Annotated in this window: 17 protein-coding genes; 12 read left to right on the top strand and 5 right to left on the bottom strand. The window is 57.0% G+C overall.

Going from position 1 to position 17748, the window contains the following annotated elements; translation table 11 throughout:
- Positions 1 to 118: 118 nt before the first annotated feature.
- Together purE and purK are read left to right on the top strand one after the other, a co-directional pair.
- Positions 119 to 628, top strand: coding sequence for a 5-(carboxyamino)imidazole ribonucleotide mutase (purE, locus tag AC6I8W_RS05630; protein WP_497837322.1), 510 nt, complete (start codon positions 119 to 121; stop codon positions 626 to 628).
- Positions 625 to 1689, top strand: coding sequence for a 5-(carboxyamino)imidazole ribonucleotide synthase (gene purK, locus AC6I8W_RS05625; protein ID WP_497837321.1), 1065 nt, complete (start codon positions 625 to 627; stop codon positions 1687 to 1689). Before purE ends, purK begins: the two co-directional genes overlap by 4 nt.
- Positions 1690 to 1741: 52 nt before the next feature.
- Here purK and ybbP read toward each other — a convergent pair whose 3' ends face one another.
- Together ybbP and ybbA are read right to left on the bottom strand one after the other, a co-directional pair.
- Positions 1742 to 4159 carry a putative ABC transporter permease subunit YbbP gene (ybbP, locus tag AC6I8W_RS05620; protein WP_497837320.1) on the bottom strand — a complete coding sequence of 806 codons (2418 nt, stop codon included), beginning with the start codon at positions 4157 to 4159 and terminating at the stop codon, positions 1742 to 1744.
- Positions 4156 to 4842 (bottom strand): putative ABC transporter ATP-binding protein YbbA, encoded by a 687-nt coding sequence (gene ybbA / locus AC6I8W_RS05615; protein WP_497837319.1) that lies wholly within the window; start codon positions 4840 to 4842, stop codon positions 4156 to 4158. The genes ybbP and ybbA overlap by 4 nt, the downstream gene beginning before the upstream one ends.
- Between ybbA and tesA the strand changes: the two genes are divergently transcribed.
- From tesA to AC6I8W_RS05590, 5 genes are all read left to right on the top strand, one after another.
- Entirely contained in the window at positions 4810 to 5436 is a 627-nt protein-coding gene (gene tesA / locus AC6I8W_RS05610) for a multifunctional acyl-CoA thioesterase I/protease I/lysophospholipase L1 (protein ID WP_497837318.1), read from the top strand. The genes ybbA and tesA overlap by 33 nt on opposite strands.
- 31 nt (positions 5437 to 5467) lie before the next feature.
- Entirely contained in the window at positions 5468 to 6241 is a 774-nt protein-coding gene (locus AC6I8W_RS05605) for an SDR family oxidoreductase (protein WP_497837317.1), read from the top strand.
- Between the two features lie 79 nt (positions 6242 to 6320).
- Positions 6321 to 7175 (top strand): tetratricopeptide repeat protein, encoded by an 855-nt coding sequence (locus AC6I8W_RS05600; protein WP_497837316.1) that lies wholly within the window; start codon positions 6321 to 6323, stop codon positions 7173 to 7175.
- Positions 7176 to 7237: 62 nt separating this feature from the next.
- Positions 7238 to 8152, top strand: a complete 915-nt coding sequence (locus AC6I8W_RS05595; protein WP_497837315.1) for an SPFH domain-containing protein — start codon at positions 7238 to 7240, stop codon at positions 8150 to 8152.
- On the top strand, positions 8152 to 8610 hold the full coding sequence (locus AC6I8W_RS05590) for an NfeD family protein (RefSeq protein WP_497838113.1): 459 nt from the start codon (positions 8152 to 8154) through the stop codon (positions 8608 to 8610). Before AC6I8W_RS05595 ends, AC6I8W_RS05590 begins: the two co-directional genes overlap by 1 nt.
- Here AC6I8W_RS05590 and cueR read toward each other — a convergent pair.
- On the bottom strand, positions 8586 to 9002 hold the full coding sequence (gene cueR, locus AC6I8W_RS05585) for a Cu(I)-responsive transcriptional regulator (RefSeq protein ID WP_497837314.1): 417 nt from the start codon (positions 9000 to 9002) through the stop codon (positions 8586 to 8588). The two genes, AC6I8W_RS05590 and cueR, sit on opposite strands and share 25 nt — an antisense overlap.
- Positions 9003 to 9098: 96 nt before the next feature.
- On the opposite strand from cueR, the gene copA reads away from it, so the two are divergent.
- The 3 genes from copA (at position 9099) to ybaK (ending at position 13130) form a co-directional block, all read left to right on the top strand.
- A complete protein-coding gene (gene copA / locus AC6I8W_RS05580) occupies positions 9099 to 11606 on the top strand; it encodes a copper-exporting P-type ATPase CopA (protein ID WP_497837313.1) in 2508 nt (835 codons plus the stop codon).
- A gap of 68 nt (positions 11607 to 11674) precedes the next feature.
- Positions 11675 to 12478 (top strand): TraB/GumN family protein, encoded by an 804-nt coding sequence (locus tag AC6I8W_RS05575; RefSeq protein ID WP_497837312.1) that lies wholly within the window; start codon positions 11675 to 11677, stop codon positions 12476 to 12478.
- Positions 12479 to 12650: 172 nt separating this feature from the next.
- Positions 12651 to 13130 carry a Cys-tRNA(Pro)/Cys-tRNA(Cys) deacylase YbaK gene (gene ybaK, locus AC6I8W_RS05570; RefSeq protein WP_013508182.1) on the top strand — a complete coding sequence of 160 codons (480 nt, stop codon included), beginning with the start codon at positions 12651 to 12653 and terminating at the stop codon, positions 13128 to 13130.
- Here ybaK and AC6I8W_RS05565 read toward each other — a convergent pair.
- Positions 13127 to 13996 (bottom strand): LysR family transcriptional regulator, encoded by an 870-nt coding sequence (locus AC6I8W_RS05565; RefSeq protein WP_013508181.1) that lies wholly within the window; start codon positions 13994 to 13996, stop codon positions 13127 to 13129. The two genes, ybaK and AC6I8W_RS05565, sit on opposite strands and share 4 nt — an antisense overlap.
- A 90-nt stretch (positions 13997 to 14086) precedes the next feature.
- On the opposite strand from AC6I8W_RS05565, the gene AC6I8W_RS05560 reads away from it, so the two are divergent.
- Positions 14087 to 14521: a multidrug/biocide efflux PACE transporter gene (locus AC6I8W_RS05560; RefSeq protein ID WP_497837311.1), complete on the top strand. Its 435-nt coding sequence runs from the start codon at positions 14087 to 14089 to the stop codon at positions 14519 to 14521.
- A gap of 99 nt (positions 14522 to 14620) precedes the next feature.
- Here the strand turns inward: AC6I8W_RS05560 and ushA are convergent, their stop codons facing one another.
- A complete protein-coding gene (gene ushA / locus AC6I8W_RS05555) occupies positions 14621 to 16312 on the bottom strand; it encodes a bifunctional UDP-sugar hydrolase/5'-nucleotidase UshA (protein ID WP_497838112.1) in 1692 nt (563 codons plus the stop codon).
- Positions 16313 to 16531: 219 nt separating this feature from the next.
- On the opposite strand from ushA, the gene AC6I8W_RS05550 reads away from it, so the two are divergent.
- Positions 16532 to 17734 carry an MFS transporter gene (locus tag AC6I8W_RS05550; RefSeq protein ID WP_497837310.1) on the top strand — a complete coding sequence of 401 codons (1203 nt, stop codon included), beginning with the start codon at positions 16532 to 16534 and terminating at the stop codon, positions 17732 to 17734.
- Positions 17735 to 17748 lie beyond the last annotated feature (14 nt).

Here is a 17748-nt window from a genome sequence, read left to right as displayed (position 1 = left end):
TTGCCCGTTTTCCGGCCACGCAACCGTTTTCCTTGCTGCCATCTCATGCTATTCTCTGTGCCCTTCTTCACCTGCCCGCCCGGCCAGGTTCGTTTGTATATTCACAGGAGTTGACCGCATGTCATCCAACGCCGCCCCGGCTCGTATCGCCATCGTCATGGGTTCCAAAAGTGACTGGGCTACCATGCAGTTCGCCGAGGAAATTCTTAACAGCCTGGATGTCCCCTTCCACGTGGAAGTGGTCTCTGCTCACCGTACGCCCGACAAACTGTTCAGCTTCGCCGAAAACGCCGCGCAAAATGGTTACCAGGTGATTATCGCCGGTGCTGGCGGTGCCGCCCATCTGCCGGGCATGCTGGCCGCCAAAACCCTGGTGCCGGTGCTGGGCGTGCCGGTACAAAGCGCTGCATTGAGCGGTGTCGACAGCCTCTACTCCATCGTGCAGATGCCGCGCGGTATCCCGGTAGGTACGCTGGCAATCGGTAAAGCCGGTGCCGCCAATGCTGCCCTGCTGGCGGCGCAGATTCTGGCAATTCACGACAGCGCGCTGGCGACTCGCCTGGCGAACTGGCGTCAGACCCAGACTGACGAAGTACTGAACAACCCGGACCCGCGGGGGGATGCATGAAGCCGGTTTGCGTACTGGGAAATGGTCAGTTAGGCCGTATGCTGCGCCAGGCGGGTGAACCGCTGGGCATCGCCGTCTACCCGGTCGGATTGGATGCAGAACCTTCTGCGCTACCGATCGCGCAAAGCGTGATCACGGCGGAGATTGAACGCTGGCCGGAAACCGCGCTGACGCGTGAGCTGGCAAGCCATCCGGCCTTTGTGAATCGCGATATTTTCCCGCGTCTGGCCGATCGCCTGACACAAAAACAGCTGCTCGATCAGCTGAATCTCGCCACCGCCCCGTGGCAATTGCTGGCGGATAAAAGCGAATGGCCGCAGGTGTTCAACTCGCTCGGCGAACTGGCCATCGTTAAACGCCGTACCGGTGGTTATGACGGGCGCGGCCAGTGGCGTCTGCGCGCCAATGAAACCGATACCCTGCCGGATGAGTGCTACGGCGAATGCATCGTTGAACAGGGCATCAACTTCAGCGGCGAAGTGTCGCTGGTTGGCGCACGTGGGCAGGATGGCAGCACGGTTTTCTATCCGCTGACCCATAACCTGCATCAGGACGGTATTCTGCGCACCAGCGTGGCGTTCCCGCAGGCCGATGCGGCGCAGCAGCAACAGGCCGAAGCGATGCTCAGCGCGATCATGCATGAGTTGAACTACGTCGGTGTGATGGCGATGGAGTGCTTTGTTACACCGCAGGGCCTGCTGATCAACGAACTGGCACCGCGTGTCCACAACAGCGGACACTGGACGCAGAATGGTGCTTCCATTAGCCAGTTCGAGCTGCATCTGCGTGCGGTGCTGGGTTTACCGCTACCGCAGCCGGTGGTGTATGCGCCATCGGTAATGGTCAATCTGATTGGTACGGATGTGAATCTGGCGTGGCTTAATCAGCCGCTGGTGCATCTGCATTGGTACGAGAAAGAGGTACGTCCGGGACGTAAAGTCGGCCACCTCAATCTGACCGATTGCGACCAGGTTCGTCTGGCCGCCGCGTTGAACGCGCTGATGCCGTTGCTGCCGTCAGAGTATGCGAGCGGTATCGCCTGGGCCGTTGAAAAGCTGTAATTAAAAGGTCGCCAGCAATGGCGACCTCCATTACGTTCGCGACGGAACCCTATCACGCCGCTTCAAACCGCCTGAACAACGCTTTCCCTTTCAGCAAACGCACCCCCAGCCAGCCGCCGCACAGCGACAGCAGCACCGCCCCGGTGATCGGCAGCGCCAGCCAAAGACTCCAGTCCGGTTCCCACGGAAAATCAAAGATCTTCCGTTGCAGACCCCACAGCGCGGCTTCCGCGCCCAGTGCCGCCGCAACGCCAGACACCACGCCCAGCAAGGCGAACTCACACCACAGGGTTCCACGCAGCAGCCGTTTGCTCGCCCCCAACGTGCGATAAACGACCAGCTCCTGACGCCGTTGGCGCATCCCGACCTGAATCTGTGCCAGCAACAACAGAACGCCGCAAATCGTTACCAGCACCACCATAATCTCCAGCGCCTGGCTAACTTGCGCCAGCACCTGACCGATCTGCCGCATCATGCTGCCAATATCCAGCAAACTCAGGGTTGGGAACGCCCGGTTCAGCTGTGCCAATAATGCCGGATTACTCTCCATGCGGAAGCTGGTCAACCAGGTTTGCGGCTGGTCATCCAGCGCCCCCGGAGGGAAGATAAAGAAGAAATTGGGCCGCAGGCTTTCCCAGTCCACTTTACGCAGGCTGGTAATTTTGGCGCTGAACTGCTGGGTATCGCCGCTGAAGGTTAAGGTGTCACCCAGCTTCACCCCCAGACGATCCGCCAGCTCGGTCTCCATCGAGACTTCCCCGGTTCGCGGCGGCCAACTCCCCGCCACCAACGGATTGTGATCCGGACGATCCGCCTGCCAGGTCAGATTCAGCTCACGATTCAGGGCGTTATCCATATTCGGATCGGCATCTTTACCATTGAGCTGAGTCAGACGGGCGCGGATAATGGGATAGAAGGTCTCCGCTTTGATCCGATGTGATTGCAGGAAATCACGTACCTGTGGCACCTGTTCCTGCGTCATATTCAGCAAAAAATAGTTGGGACTATCAGGTGGCAACTGTTGCTGCCAGCGATCAAGCAAATCGCCACGCATCACCAGTAGCAACGCCAGCAACATAAAGGAGAGTGAAAACGCCGCCAGTTGACTGAGCGTCATCGCCGGTTGCCGCAGCAGACGGTTGATCGCCAGCCGCAGCGCGAGGTTGCGCACCACCAGCCGTCGTAACAGCAGCAAAGTGCCCCAGCCCAGTAACGCCAGCAACATTGCCAGCATCACCACGCCCGCCAGCAGCGCCCACAGCATTTTGCTGCCCCCCATCAACAGCGCCAGCAAGCCAATCACCACCAGCGCCATCACCGGCAGATAAAAACGCAGCGGCCAGACATCCGCAACCGCATCGCGACGCAGTACGCGCAACGGCTGGGTTGCCAGCAATAACCGATAAGGACGCAGCCCCACCAGCAGCGAGATAACAAACATCGCCCCCAGCGACCACAACCACGGCCAGAAGCTGGCCGCCGGTAGCGCCGCAGGCAGCACCGGTTTCAGCATCACCAGCAGGATGATTTCTATCCCCTGCCCCAGCACGCTACCCGCCACCGACGCCAACAGCAGCACCGCCAGCCACTGGCCGATAATCAACCGTTGCAGCACCTTGCGTGTTGCGCCAAGGGTTTTCAGCACCGCCACCAAATCATAGCGGCTGCGGCAATAGTGGCTCATCGCCACCGCCACGGCCGCGATCGCCAACAGCAAAGTCAGCAAGGCTGACAACAATAAAAATTGTTGCGCGCGTTGCATCGATCGTCCCAATGCATCTTCTGAGTTTTCCACGCTAATCCAGCGTTGATCCGCCTTGAGCTGCGGCTGAATCCAGCTATCGTAGCGCGCCAGCGGGGCCGGATCGCCCGAGAATTTGTAGCGCCAGCTCAGGCGACTGCCCGGCTGGATCGCGCCGGTTTTCTCCACATCTGCCAGGTTCATCAGCAGACGCGGCGCGGTTTGGAAGGGATTAAAACCTGCGTCAGGTTCCTGAATCACCTCACCAGCGATACGTAGCGTGGTATCGCCCACGTCAATCTCATCGCCGGTTTTCAGGTTCAGCAGTGCCAGCAGCCGGGGGGCCGCCAGTACCGTCCCGGCCCTGGGACGCAGGCCGGGCGGATCGGTTTGCAGGGTGCCAAACATCGGATACGCATCATCCACCGCTTTCACATCCGCCAGTTGCGGCGTTTCCTGGGCAAAGGTCATGGTCATAAAACTCAACTGGCGACTGACCGCTAACCCCTCTTGCCGTGCCTGCGCCAACCAGGCATCCGGCACTGGCGCGCTGCTGCGTAGGGTACGGTCCCCGGCCATAAAGTCACGACTTTGCTGGCTTAACCCTTTTTCCATCCGATCGCTGATCGACCCCAATGCCAGTACGCAGGCCACCGCCAGCGTCAGGGCCAGCCAGACGATCAACAGCGAGGGCGAACGCCACTCACGCCAGAACCAACGCCAAATCATGACTCCTCCCACAATTTACCGTCACGCAACCGCAAACGACGATCGCAACGCGCCGCCAGTTGTTCATCATGCGTCACCAGGATCAACGTGGTGGCAAAATCACGGTTGAGGGAGAACAGCAGATCGGCGATGCGATCACCAGTCTGACGGTCCAGGTTGCCGGTCGGTTCATCGGCAAATAAGAGGCCGGGACGACCATTAAAGGCGCGTGCCAGCGCTACCCGCTGCTGTTCGCCACCGGAAAGCTGGGCAGGAAGATGGTGCAGACGCGCTTTTAAGCCGAGCTGCGTCAGTAATTCCACCGCTTGATCGCGGCTTTCGCGATCGCTGACGCCGCGCAGTAACGCGGGTAGCTGGACGTTTTCCAGCGCATTCAGCGTAGGCACCAGCATAAAGGATTGAAAGACAAAGCCGACTTCCCGCGCGCGCAGCGCCGCACGCTGCTCCTCATCCATCGCATGTAACGGTTCGCCCAGCAGATGCACTTCACCGCTGCTGCCATCGTCCAGCCCGGCAAGGATGCCCAACAGGGTGGATTTGCCCGAGCCAGACTCGCCAATCAGCGCAATGGTCTGGGCGGGTTTGACAAGCAGCTCAACTCCGGTAAGGATGGTCAGCTGATGCTCTCCCTGACCGACGGACTTAGTAAGATGATGAACTTCAACAATGTTTTCCGCTGGCATTATTCCTTCCTGTGGTTATTGCTTCTGCTGGTGTCACGTCTTGCTGCGGCCGATACGCTGCTGGTGCTGGGCGATAGCCTGAGTGCCGGTTACCGCATGTCCGCGAACGTTGCCTGGCCATATCTGTTGAATAAAGAGTGGCAACAGCAGCCCAGAATTATTAACGCCAGCATCAGTGGCGATACTGCCGGACAGGGGCTGGCGCGTTTACCGGCGTTATTAAAACAGCATCAACCGCGTTGGGTGTTAATCGAATTGGGCGGTAACGACGGCCTGCGTGGCTTTCCACCGCAAAATATCGCTCAGGACCTGAGCAAAATCATCGACGATGTGAAAGCGGCAAAGGCGCAGCCGCTGCTGATGCAAATTCGTTTACCGGCAAATTATGGGCGTCGTTATACGCAGGCGTTTAGCGCGATTTATCCGCAGCTGGCACAGCAGTACAACATTCCTCTGGTGCCCTTCTTTATGGAGCAGGTGTATCTGAAACCGGAATGGATGCAGCAGGATGGTATTCACCCTAATCCGGATGCGCAGCCCTTTATCGCCGGTGTGATGGCGCAGGAACTGGCTCCGCTAGTAAAGCATGATTAACGCAGGCGCGTGATTTTTAACAGGTAAAGTTATGCAAAAAACCATTCTTATCACCGGCTGCTCCAGCGGTATCGGCCTGGTGGCCGCCAATGATCTGCTGATGCGTGGCTACCGCGTGATCGCTGCCTGCCGTCGGGCGGAAGATGTTGCACGAATGAATGCGCTCGGCTTTATCGGCATTGCGCTTGATCTGGACGATCCAACCAGCGTCGAGGCCGCAGCAGATCAGGTGATTGCGCTGACGGAAAATCGTCTCCACGGTCTGTTCAACAACGCCGGTTTTGGTATTTACGGGCCGCTTGCCAGCCTGTCGCGCCAACAGCTCGAACAGCAATTTTCGACCAACTTCTTTGGCACACATCAACTGACCATGCGCCTGCTGCCCGCACTGCAAGCCAGCGGCAATGGGCGTATTATTAATACCAGTTCCGTCCTGGGGTTGATCTCCACACCAGGACGCGGCGCTTACGCCGCCAGTAAATATGCGATCGAAGCCTGGAGCGATGCGCTGCGTATGGAATTGCGCAGCACTGGTGTGCGTGTCAGCCTGATTGAACCGGGGCCGATCCATACCCGCTTCACGGAAAACGTCCATCAGGGGGAAAGCGACAAACCGGTGCGTAACCCTGGCATAGCCGCGCATTTTTCCCTGCCTCCTGAGGCGATTTTACCGAAGCTGCGCCATGCGCTGGAAAGTCCGCATCCGCGTCTGCGTTATCCGGTGACGCTGGTGGCCTGGGCCATGAGCCTGTTAAAACGGTTGCTGCCAGGCTGGATGCTGGATCGCATTTTGCGCAGCAAATAGGCTGCAAGCCTGATTTGAACTTGAAGCCGGGCTGCTTGCCCCCATATTCTCAACACACTTTCAGCAAAGAGACGCATTCATGTCACACGCTTTGATTATCGACATCAACGAATCCAATCTGCATCAGACGCTGGAACAATCCATGCAATTGCCGGTGCTGTTCTATTTCTGGTCCGATCGTAGCCAGCACTGCCAGCAACTGACGCCGGTGCTGGAGCATCTGGCCCAGGAATACGCCGGTCAGTTTATTCTGGCGAAACTGGATTGCGATAAAGAGCAGATGGTGGCTTCTCAATTTGGATTGCGATCTATCCCGACGGTGTATCTGTTCCAGAATGGCCAACCGGTCGATGGCTTCCAGGGGCCGCAGCCGGAAGAGGCGATTCGCGCCCTGCTGCAAAAAGTGCTGCCGCGTGAAGAAGAATTGAAAGCCCAGCAGGCCATAGCCCTGATGGAAGAAGGTAAACCGCTGGATGCACTGCCGCTGCTGAAAGACGCCTGGCAGCTCAGCAACCAGGCCAGCGAAATTGGCTTTCTGCTGGCGGAAGTACTGATCACCCTGAACCGCAGCGATGAAGCGGAAGCGGTGTTAAATGTGGTGCCGTTGCAGGATCAGGACACCCGTTATCAGAGTCTGGTGGCACAAATCGAACTGCTGAAAAAGGCGGCCGACACCCCGGAAATTCAGCAATTGCAGGAACAACTGGCGCAGGACCCCGCGAACGCGGAGCTGGCTGCTAAACTTTCGTTACAGCTGCATCAGGTTGGTCGTAACGAAGAAGCGCTTGAATTGCTGTTTAGTTTTCTGAAAAGCGACCTCAATGCCGGTGACGGTCAGGTGCGTAAAATGTTGCAGGAAATTCTGGCGGCACTGGGCACCGGCGATGCGCTGGCTGCACGCTTTCGTCGCCAGCTCTACTCGTTGCTGTACTGACAATACAGAGGGTAAAACAGGCCGAAGCGACTCGGCCTGCAATCTGACAATCAGGAGGTTGTATGTTAACAGTGATGCCGGTCATCATCGTACTCGCGTTGGTGACCGTATGGGCCGGAGTAAAAATTGTGCCACAGGGTTATCAGTGGACGGTGGAGCGCTTTGGACGCTATACCCGCACACTGCAACCCGGTCTGACCTTAGTCGTCCCCTTCATGGATCGCATTGGCCGCAAGGTCAATATGATGGAGCGAGTTCTCGACATCCCCTCCCAGGAAGTGATCTCCAAAGATAACGCCAACGTCACGATCGATGCCGTCTGCTTTTTGCAGGTGATCGATGCAGCTCGAACGGCGTATGAAGTCAGTAACCTTGAGCTGGCAATCCTCAATCTCACCATGACCAATATCCGTACCGTACTGGGCGGCATGGAGCTGGATGAGATGCTGTCACAGCGCGATAACATCAATACTCGTCTGCTGCATATTGTCGACGAAGCGACCAACCCCTGGGGCGTGAAAATCACCCGTATCGAAATCCGCGACGTGCGCCCGCCGCAGGAATTGATCGCTGCGATGAACGCGCAGATGAAAGCCGAACGTACCAAACGAGCCGATATTCTGACGGCAGAAGGGGTACGCCAGGCGGCGATTTTGCGTGCAGAAGGGGAAAAGCAGTCACAAATCCTGAAAGCAGAGGGGGAACGGACTGCGGCGTTCCTGCACGCCGAAGCGCGTGAACGTGAGGCACAAGCCGAAGCTAATGCGACACGTATGGTGTCTGAAGCGATCGCCGCTGGGGATATCCAGGCCGTGAACTATTTTGTGGCACAGAAATATACCGATGCCTTACAGAAAATTGGTGAAGCCAATAACAGCAAGGTCGTCATGATGCCGCTGGATGCCACCAGCCTGCTCGGTTCCGTAGCCGGGATCAGTGAGCTGCTGAAAGAGAGCGGCCGGGAGCGCAAACCGTGATCCTGATGGAGATGATTGCCCATCCGCATTGGTTCTGGCTGACGCTGGGCGGCCTGTTGTTGGCCGCTGAGATGCTCGGCACCAGTGGCTATCTGCTGTGGAGCGGGCTGGCAGCGGTGCTGGTGGGCCTTATCGAGTGGTTATTTCCCTTCTCGTGGACCAATCAGGGCTTGCTGTTCGCGGCGCTAACGCTGCTGTGCGTATATTTCTGGTATCGCTGGATGCGCTATCGCGAAGCCTCGCAGCAACCCAATGTGCTGAATCAGCGCGGCACACAAATGATCGGGCAGCACTTCACGCTGGAAAACGCCCTGAAAGATGGCACCGGCCATGTGCGCATTGGCGACAGCAGCTGGCGCGTGCAGGCAGAAAGCGATTTGCCCGCCGGGACGCAGGTGACCGTCACCGACGTGGTCGGCATTACGCTGATGATTCAGCCACGCTTTCCGGCTGCCTGATGACAGCAACCTGCCAGATGATTAATGATGGGGCACTCCGCGCCATCATCGCCCGGGCAGGCTTCAGCCAGCGCCAGTAAACGCGCTCGCATGGCGTGCAATTCCTCAATATGGGCCGCGATCTCATCCGCTTTCTGTAAGGTGCGCGCTTTCACATCAGCGCTATGGCGGGCAGGATCGTTAAATAACGTCACCAGCTCGCGACATTCGTCAAGGGTGAAACCCACCTGACGCGCCTGACGCAACAAATTGAGTTCATCAATATGGTGTGGATTGTAACTGCGATAACCATTTTCACTGCGTAGCGGCGGCGTAACCACGCCCTTCTCTTCGTAAAAACGAATCGCTTTACTGGTCAGCCCGGTTTTTTTGGCGACATCGCTAATGTTCATATACTCCCCTTGACCTTCCCCTGAATGGAAGGTTTAGGCTTTATAACTAATGCAAAGTCTGCATGCAGTCAAACCTGAACGCATAAGGAGTTAATTATGTCACATACACAGTTGCTGGCGCTGGACGGTCTGTCCTGTGGCCACTGCGTCAAACGCGTCAAAGAGGCGCTGGAACAACGCAGCGATGTTGAACAGGCTGAAGTCACTCAACAGGAAGCACGTGTTACCGGTGCGGCCAGCGCCAGCGATCTGATCGCCACCGTCGAACAGGCGGGTTACCACGCGGCCGTGAAAGATAGCCCAAAGTCTGAACCGTTGACAGCATCAGAGCCGCAGCCGGAGGCGCTGACAACGGAGGAACGATCGCAACCGGCGGATGACACCCTGCCCGTCCAACACCTGCTGATTGGCGGTATGAGTTGCGCCAGTTGCGTGAGTCGTGTCGAGCAGGCATTACAAAAAGTGCCTGGCGTCAGTCAGGCACGCGTGAACCTCGGTGAACGTAGCGCCCTGGTATTGGGTGGTGCACTACCCGCAGACTTGATTAGCGCGGTCGATCAGGCGGGCTATAGCGCAGAAATTATCGAAGATGAGCAAACCCGTCGGGAACGCCAGCAGGTCAGCGCCCGCCAGGCGATGCGCCGCTTTAGCTGGCAATCCGCGCTGGCATTGTTGCTCGGCGTGCCGATGATGATTTGGGGCATGCTGGGCGACAATATGATGCTCAACGACAACAACATCACCTTATGGCGCTCGCTGGGCGTCATCACCTTGCTGGTGATGCTGATTGCCGGAGGCCATTTCTACCGCAGCGCCTGGCGCAGCCTGCGCCACGGCACTGCCACCATGGATACGCTGGTGGCACTTGGCACCGGTGCCGCCTGGCTCTTCTCGATGGGCGTCGCGCTGTGGCCGCAGTTCTTCCCACATCAGGCCCGGCATCTCTATTTTGAAGCCAGCGTGATGATCATCGGCCTGATCAATCTGGGCCATGCGCTGGAACAACGGGCAAGGCAACGCGCATCCCAGGCACTGGAACGGTTGCTGGACTTAACCCCGACGCAAGCCCGTGTCATCACCGATCAGGGTGAAACGCTGGTGCCGCTCAGCGAAGTGCAACCTGGAATGTTGATCAAACTGGTAAGCGGCGATCGCGTCCCGGTCGATGGCGAAGTAGCTAGTGGCGAAGGCTGGTGCGACGAAGCAATGCTGACCGGTGAAGCGGTGCCGCAAAGCAAACAGGCCGGAGACAAAGTCTATGCCGGAACGCTGGTCCAGGACGGTACGCTGCGCTTTATCGCTCGTGCTACCGGCAGCCACACCACGCTGGCACGCATCATCAATCTGGTGCGTCAGGCACAGAGCAGTAAACCCGATATCGGACACCTCGCCGACCGCATCTCAGCCGTGTTTGTGCCGGTGGTGGTGGCGATTGCGCTGATCAGCGGACTGGTGTGGTATCTGGCCGGGCCGCAACCGCAGCTGGCTTATACGCTGGTGATCGTCACCACGGTGCTGATCATCGCCTGCCCCTGCGCCCTCGGGCTGGCAACCCCGATGTCGGTGATTGCCGGAGTGGGCCGCGCCGCAGAACTCGGGGTTCTGGTACGTGATGCCGATGCACTCCAGCGCGCCAGCGAAGTCGACACGCTGGTGTTTGATAAGACCGGCACCCTGACGCAAGGCACACCGCAGGTAAGCGATGTGTTGTTGTATAGCGATTGGGATCGCCAACAGGTGCTGCGCGCTGCCGCGCAACTGGAACAAGGCTCCAGCCACCCACTGGCAAGCGCGATTATTGCGGCAGTGCCTGATCTGCCAGCCGTTGAGGTTGAGCAATTTTGTACAATACGCGGCAAGGGCGTCAGCGCTAAAGTAACCGACAGAACATTGCTGCTCGGCAACCTGGCACTAATGGAAGCCCAGCAAGTGGATTGCACGCCCGCCCGTGAAGATATTGAACGTCTGGCGGCGCTGGGGGCCACGCCGGTATTGTTGGCTGATGACAGGCAACTGCTGGGGTTGATCGCCCTGCGCGACAGCCTGCGCCCGGAAAGCCGCGCGGCGCTGCAACGCCTGCATCAGCAGGGCTATCAGTTGATCATGCTAACCGGTGATCACGAAAAAACCGCACGTGCCATCGCCGCTGAAGCCGGGATCGACGACGTGATCGCCGGGGTGCTGCCGGAAGGCAAAGCGCAGGCTATCGCGCAGTTGCAACAACAGGGCCGCAAAGTGGTGATGGTCGGTGATGGCATCAACGATGCACCGGCGCTGGCACAAGCAGATGTCGGCATTGCGATGGGCGGCGGTAGCGATGTCGCGGTTGAAACCGCCGCTATGACGCTGATGCGCAACGACCTGCACTGCGTGGCTGATGCACTGGCGATTTCCCGCGCTACGTTGCGCAATATGCGGCAGAACCTGCTGGGTGCCTTTATTTACAACAGCTTTGGCATTCCGATTGCAGCCGGTGTGCTGTATCCGTTCACCGGCATGTTACTTAGCCCAATTGTAGCGGGTGCGGCGATGGCGCTCTCCTCCATCACGGTGGTGAGCAATGCCAATCGTCTGTTGCGGTTTAAGCCAGCGGTACGTGAATAGCAAGACCTGCCCTGTTTTTCCGGCGATGAAATCGCTAGCATGGATTTTTGACTTAAAAAGGACAGGGAATGAGACGCAGCCTGTGGCAATGCGTAACACAGCTGGCATCGCGACTTTTTCCGGCCAGCTACGCCTGGCCAGCGATGGACATCCGGTTGGGTAATCGCCAGTTACATCTGGTTGGCAGCATTCATATGGGAACACGCGACATGCAGCCACTGCCGGCGCGCTTGTTGCGCCAACTGGCAAAGGCCGATGCATTGATCGTGGAAGCCGATATCACCCAGGGCGGATCACCTTTTGCCGAGGGTGAGAACCTGCCACCGCTGGCAGAACGTCTCGACAGTGAGACACTGACCAGACTGACCGCGCTCTGTGACGAACTCACACTGTCGATCGCGATGTTTGACAACCTACCGATGTGGCAGATTGCCCTGATGTTGCAAGCACAGCAGGCACAGCGCCTTGGGCTGCGGCCACAGTACGGCATTGACTATCAACTGTTGCAGGCTGCCAAAGCAACCCATCAGCCGGTGATTGAACTGGAGGGGCCGGATACGCAAATCGCGCTGTTGAAATCGCTGCCGGAGAATGGCTTGCCATTGCTGCTGGATACGCTGGAACACTGGCACACCAATGCGCGTTTGCTGCAAACCATGATCAGCTGGTGGCTGGATGCGCCGCCGAGGCAGCAGCCGGTCGCGCTTCCCACCACTTTCAGTAATGAACTGAATGACACGCTAATGCGCAATCGCAATCAGCACTGGCGCGAATTGTTGCTGGCATTACCACCGGGACGTTATGTGGTGGCGGTGGGGGCGTTACATCTTTACGGGGATGATAATTTACCGGGCCTGTTAAAGGCGCGTTAAAAAAAGAAGGCCAATATTACTATCGGCCCGTCAAAGAGGAATTTGTTTATGATTTTGGTTATCACACAGCCATTGCTGGCTGGCGCGGGCCAATTCTCGCGCAAAGTTCAGAATTTCGCCAGTACTATTCACCGTATCTGAAATAAGATTTTCCTTAGCAAGGATCGAAAAAATGACGCCCGCTGTAAAACTGCTGGAAAAACAAAAAGTCACCTTTACCCTGCATCCTTACGACCATGACAGCCATGAAACCAATTTTGGTGACGAGGCAGTGCGCAAACTGAACCTCGATGCACGCCAGGTATTCAAAACGCTGCTGGTGGCGCTTAATGGTGATGCGAAACATCTGGCGGTGGCCGTCACGCCGGTTTCCAGTCAGCTCGACTTGAAGAAAGTTGCCAAAGCGCTGGGGGCAAAAAAAGCCGATATGGCCGATCCGTTGCTGGCACAGCGTGTCACCGGTTATCTGGTGGGCGGTATCAGCCCGCTGGGGCAGAAAAAACGCCTGCCGACGGTGATTGATCAGCAGGCGGCGGAATTTGCCACCATCTTTATCTCTGGTGGGAAGCGCGGCCTGGATATCGAACTGGCGGCACAGGACCTGGCGCGTCTGCTGGACGCACCGCTGGCTGATGTGGCGCGTCGCGATTAATCAGGCTGCTGGGCGCACAGTTGGTCAATCATCCAGCGCCCGGCCGGTCCCGGTGGATTGCGCGTCGACCAGACCGCTTCCACCGCAATATGTTGCGGCCAGCCCGCCACTGGTAACTCCTTTAATACCTGATGACCAAACTGTTGTACCAACCAGCGTGGCAATATACTCCAGCCAAATCCCTGCTCCGCCATCTCCAGCAATAACAGATAGGACGGTGCCGACCACACCCGGCCCACGGGCATCGGTTCACGTGTCTCCACCCAGGTATTGAGGCGCAGCTGACGCAACGCGCCGAGTTGTGCTTCCGTCACCTGTTGCTGTTGTGCCAGCGCCTGATCCTGATGCAGGTAAATCGCCATCTGCGCCTCCACCTGTAAACGCGCTACCGCGATATCCGGTGGTAAAGCGGGTTGCGCACGCACCACCCCCAGATGTACACGACCCGCCTGTAACAGGTCCAATACGTCGGCATCTTCGGCGATCATGCATTCAAACTCGATATCCGGGTAGCGCGCTTCAAAACGTTTCAGCAACGTTTCATGATATTCCGCCTGCCAGAAATCGGAGATCGCCAGGCTAAGGCGCGGCTCCACGCCCTGCGACAAGCGCACCGCCAGCTCGTCCAGACGTTGACTGGCAGCGAGAATCTGCTGCACCTGCGCCAGTGCACGCTGCCCCTGTTCGGTTAACACCGGCTGACGCCCCTGCCGATCAAACAGCATAAAACCTAAATCATCTTCGAGATTCGCCACCGCACTACTGATGGTGGACTGGCTTTTACCCAGCGCACGCGCCGCCGCAGAGAATGAACCGCTGGCAACAGTCTGCACAAAAGCCTCAAGGGATTCCGGGGAGTATTTCATAGTTACCCATCGCTTTTATCGATAGGTGTTCATTTTATCTTAATTTTCGCCCGTGAGAAAATGCGTCCTGTAATGAATCAGGAGGTTTTTATGCGTACCCGTTCCTTGAAAGAACGTTTTTTCCACGCCGCTGGCTTTGAAGTGCTGGCGATTTTGACTGTTTCCCCGTTAGCCGCCTGGGCGATGGATAAACCGCTGTTCGAAATGGGGCTGCTGGCAATTATGCTGTCGACCGTCGCCATGTTGTGGAACGTGATTTATAACGCCGGATTTGATCGCCTGTATCCACGCGATCAGGTACAGCGTGGCGCAGGCCTGCGTGTGCTGCACGCATTAGGTTTTGAGGGCGGTTTTATTGTGGTTGGCTTACCCATTGCCGCCTGGATGCTTAACATCACGCTGTTGCAGGCGTTTATGGTGGAAGTGGCTTTTTTCCTGTTCTTCCTGCCCTATACCGTGGCGTATAACTGGCTGTGGGATATCCTGCGTCAGCGCTGGCTCACGCACAAAACCTGTCAGGCGTGAGCATTGGGCGGCATAAAAGCCGCGTGATAAATCACGCCGCTACATCACCGTACACGGTCGGTAGCGGCGCGATTAATCGCGCGATTCTGCGCAGGGACGTTATTTTTCCACTGCATGCGGCAGTATCCATGCCAGCACCGTTTTCGGATAACTGCGCTTCTTTGGTTTCTCCGGTGCGCTATCGCGCTTCTGCTCCTCGCTGAGATGCACAATCCCCTCTCCCGGTGCGTAATCACTCACTTTTAACGGTGAATGCTGGCTCACCCAGTCGCGCAGCACATCCGCATCACGCAACCCGGTGTTGCTGTAGCCTGCGAGGTTATCAATGCGCGGATAGCCATCGCCACCGGTAGCATTAAAGCTGTTGGTCGCCATGCGATAGGTTTTATCCTTCTGCAACGGCTCACCGTTGATCATAACCTCGCTGACATCGCTACCATCCGCAACCAGGCTGATATTGGCAAACTGCGCAAAGCCACCCGCATCGGTTTTGATATTGGCGACGGTTGCCAGGTAATCCAGCAATTGGTTGCCGGTAAGGGTGACAGAAACCACCTGGTTGCTGAACGGCTGCACCTGCAATAAATCGCGCCAGCTGATTGCCCCTTGCGCCAGTGAAGTGCGAATCCCGCCGCCACTCATCACCGCAAAATCGGCTTTGGTAGCGGCCATCTGCGCACGCAGAATCAACTGCCCGAGATTGGTCTGCACAAAACGCACCTTGTCGCGCTCGCCAACAAATACGCCGTCGCTACTGCCCACCGGCACATCCAGTTTGGCTTCAGCACGTTTCTGGAATGGCGTCAGCAGTTTCATCATCGCCGGGTTCGGTGGGATCTCCTGTTGCCAGGTTAGCCAGGATTCGCTGCCATCCGCATTCTTGATCTTATGTTTCAGGTTGACCGGGATCAGTTGGTAGCTATCCAGCGCCAGGTCGCCGTTGCGGAAGGTAAAATCACCGCGTCCGACGAATTTGCCCCATTCTTTCGCCTGCACAATCCACACACCATTCTGGCGATCCGGCTGGCAGGCCTGGCCTGGCTGATAATTTTTCACACTGACGTTCTCTTTTTCCATGCACACCGCATCGTGTGAATGGCCGCCCACAATCAGGTTCACGGTGCCGGGCGGCAGACTGCGCGCCAGCTCAACATCGCCCGGTGCATTGCTACCGTGCTGACCGTCGTCGTAGTGGCCCATATGGGTGAGAAGAATGATGACGTCAGGCTTGACGCTGGCACGTAACTCGGCCACCGCTTTTTCGGTTTCAGTGACCGGATCGCGAATATCAAGATCCGCCATACTGGACGGATTGGCGATACGCAGGGTGTCAGGAGTCGTCAGGCCGATCACCGCAATTTTCAGTTCCATACGGGTAAAAACAGCCCACGGCTTAAATAATCTTTTGCCGCTGGATTTTTCGTAGATATTGGCGGAGAGAAAGGGGAATTTGGCCCATTTTTGCTGCTTTTGCAGCACGCTGAGCGGTTTATCAAATTCGTGATTACCCAGTGCCATCGCATCATAGCCCACCAGGTTCATGCCGCGAATATCCGGTTCCGCATCCAGCAAATCCGACTCAGGCACCCCAGTGTTGACGTCTCCACCAGAGAGAATCAATACACCACGCCCTTTCGATTGCGCATCATACCGCTGGGTATCCATCAGGGTTTTCTGCGCTGCCAGGCCATATTCGCCCTGAGCGTTGGGCCAGAAATGTCCATGCTGATCGTTGGTATGCAGGATAGTAAGACGGTAACTGCGGTCGGGTTGCCATGCCTGTGCCAGCATCGGCAGCAACAGGATAATCAATGCCAACCACTGGCTTTTGCGCGGAATTAACAACAAGCCGATCTCCTTATTCTGCGTTTTTCCACTAACCAGTGGACTTTATGTGCTTTATCACCTTTCTGTGTCGCACAGATCGCACTTTAACTCAAGATGAAAGGCTTATAGAGTCATGCGAGAAGTAACAATCTGATAACGAAAATTGACCCTCTCAGGACTTTTATGGCAAGTGATCATACTCTCTCTTCCCCGGCACGCGCACCGGGCCGTACGGCGTTCGGCATTTTAGGGGCGATCAGCCTCGCGCATCTGCTGAACGATATGTTGCAATCGCTGCTGCTGGCGATTTACCCGCTGTTGCAAAAAGATTTTAGCCTTAACTTTGTGCAAATCGGTTTGATTACCCTTACCTTCCAGGTGACCGCCTCGCTGCTACAACCGCTGGTCGGCTACTACACCGACAAATACCCCAAACCCTGGTCGCTGCCGGTCGGGATGGGCTTTACATTGTGTGGTTTGGTGCTGCTGACCTTCGCCAGTGATTATCTCCAGGTGCTGCTGGCGGCGGCATTAGTGGGCAGCGGCTCATCGATATTTCATCCCGAATCCTCGCGGGTGGCACGTATGGCATCTGGCGGACGTCACGGCCTGGCGCAATCATTGTTCCAGGTGGGAGGGAATTTTGGCAGCGCACTCGGCCCGTTACTGGCCGCGATGATTGTCGCACCCTATGGCCAAGGCCATCTTGGTTGGTTTGTGCTGGCGGCCCTGCTGGGTATCATCGTGTTGTTGCAGGTCAGCCGTTGGTATAGCCACCAGCAGCGCGCCAATAAAGCCAAAGCGACCACGGCGCTGACAAATCCGCTACCGCGTAAAAAAGTCACGCTGGCAATCAGCATTTTGCTGCTGCTGATTTTCTCCAAGTACTTCTATCTCACCAGCCTGAGCAGCTACTACACCTTTTATTTAATGCAGAAATTTGGCCTCTCGGTGCAGGCATCGCAATTCCATCTGTTTGTTTTTCTTGGTGCGGTAGCGGCTGGGACCATTATTGGTGGGCCAATTGGCGACAAGATTGGCCGTAAGTATGTTATCTGGTGTTCAATTCTCGGCGTAGCACCTTTCACGCTGCTGCTGCCGCACGCTTCCTTAATGTGGACCAGCGTGCTGAGCGTAATTATCGGTCTGATTCTCGCATCAGCATTTTCCGCCATTCTGGTGTACGCACAGGAGTTGCTGCCGGGACGTATCGGTATGGTTTCCGGGCTGTTTTTTGGCTTTGCTTTCGGTATGGGCGGGCTGGGTGCTGCCGTGCTGGGCGTAGTCGCCGACCACACCAGCATTGAGTGGGTATATCAAATCTGTGCCTGGCTACCACTTATCGGCCTTTTGACCGCTTTCCTGCCGGATAACCGTCACGTCTGAGTCCGTTTAGGGGG

It is taken from the genome of Pantoea sp. X-Soil-TKNS-1211, from assembly GCF_059730495.1.
Note: the sequence above shows the minus strand (reverse complement) of the source record. Positions and strands in the feature narration are given on the sequence as shown.

Excerpts from the sequence above, each read along its gene's own strand:
- purE (WP_497837322.1), top strand. The coding sequence starts at position 119 with ATGTCATCCAACGCCGCCCCGGCTCGTATCGCCATCGTCATGGGTTCC.
- purK (WP_497837321.1), top strand. The coding sequence starts at position 625 with ATGAAGCCGGTTTGCGTACTGGGAAATGGTCAGTTAGGCCGTATGCTG.
- ybbP (WP_497837320.1), bottom strand. The coding sequence starts at position 4,159 with ATGATTTGGCGTTGGTTCTGGCGTGAGTGGCGTTCGCCCTCGCTGTTG.
- tesA (WP_497837318.1), top strand. The coding sequence starts at position 4,810 with ATGATGAACTTCAACAATGTTTTCCGCTGGCATTATTCCTTCCTGTGG.
- ybbA (WP_497837319.1), bottom strand. The coding sequence starts at position 4,842 with ATGCCAGCGGAAAACATTGTTGAAGTTCATCATCTTACTAAGTCCGTC.
- AC6I8W_RS05605 (WP_497837317.1), top strand. The coding sequence starts at position 5,468 with ATGCAAAAAACCATTCTTATCACCGGCTGCTCCAGCGGTATCGGCCTG.
- AC6I8W_RS05600 (WP_497837316.1), top strand. The coding sequence starts at position 6,321 with ATGTCACACGCTTTGATTATCGACATCAACGAATCCAATCTGCATCAG.
- AC6I8W_RS05595 (WP_497837315.1), top strand. The coding sequence starts at position 7,238 with ATGTTAACAGTGATGCCGGTCATCATCGTACTCGCGTTGGTGACCGTA.
- cueR (WP_497837314.1), bottom strand. The coding sequence starts at position 9,002 with ATGAACATTAGCGATGTCGCCAAAAAAACCGGGCTGACCAGTAAAGCG.
- copA (WP_497837313.1), top strand. The coding sequence starts at position 9,099 with ATGTCACATACACAGTTGCTGGCGCTGGACGGTCTGTCCTGTGGCCAC.
- AC6I8W_RS05575 (WP_497837312.1), top strand. The coding sequence starts at position 11,675 with ATGAGACGCAGCCTGTGGCAATGCGTAACACAGCTGGCATCGCGACTT.
- ybaK (WP_013508182.1), top strand. The coding sequence starts at position 12,651 with ATGACGCCCGCTGTAAAACTGCTGGAAAAACAAAAAGTCACCTTTACC.
- AC6I8W_RS05565 (WP_013508181.1), bottom strand. The coding sequence starts at position 13,996 with ATGAAATACTCCCCGGAATCCCTTGAGGCTTTTGTGCAGACTGTTGCC.
- AC6I8W_RS05560 (WP_497837311.1), top strand. The coding sequence starts at position 14,087 with ATGCGTACCCGTTCCTTGAAAGAACGTTTTTTCCACGCCGCTGGCTTT.
- ushA (WP_497838112.1), bottom strand. The coding sequence starts at position 16,312 with ATGCTGGCACAGGCATGGCAACCCGACCGCAGTTACCGTCTTACTATC.
- AC6I8W_RS05550 (WP_497837310.1), top strand. The coding sequence starts at position 16,532 with ATGGCAAGTGATCATACTCTCTCTTCCCCGGCACGCGCACCGGGCCGT.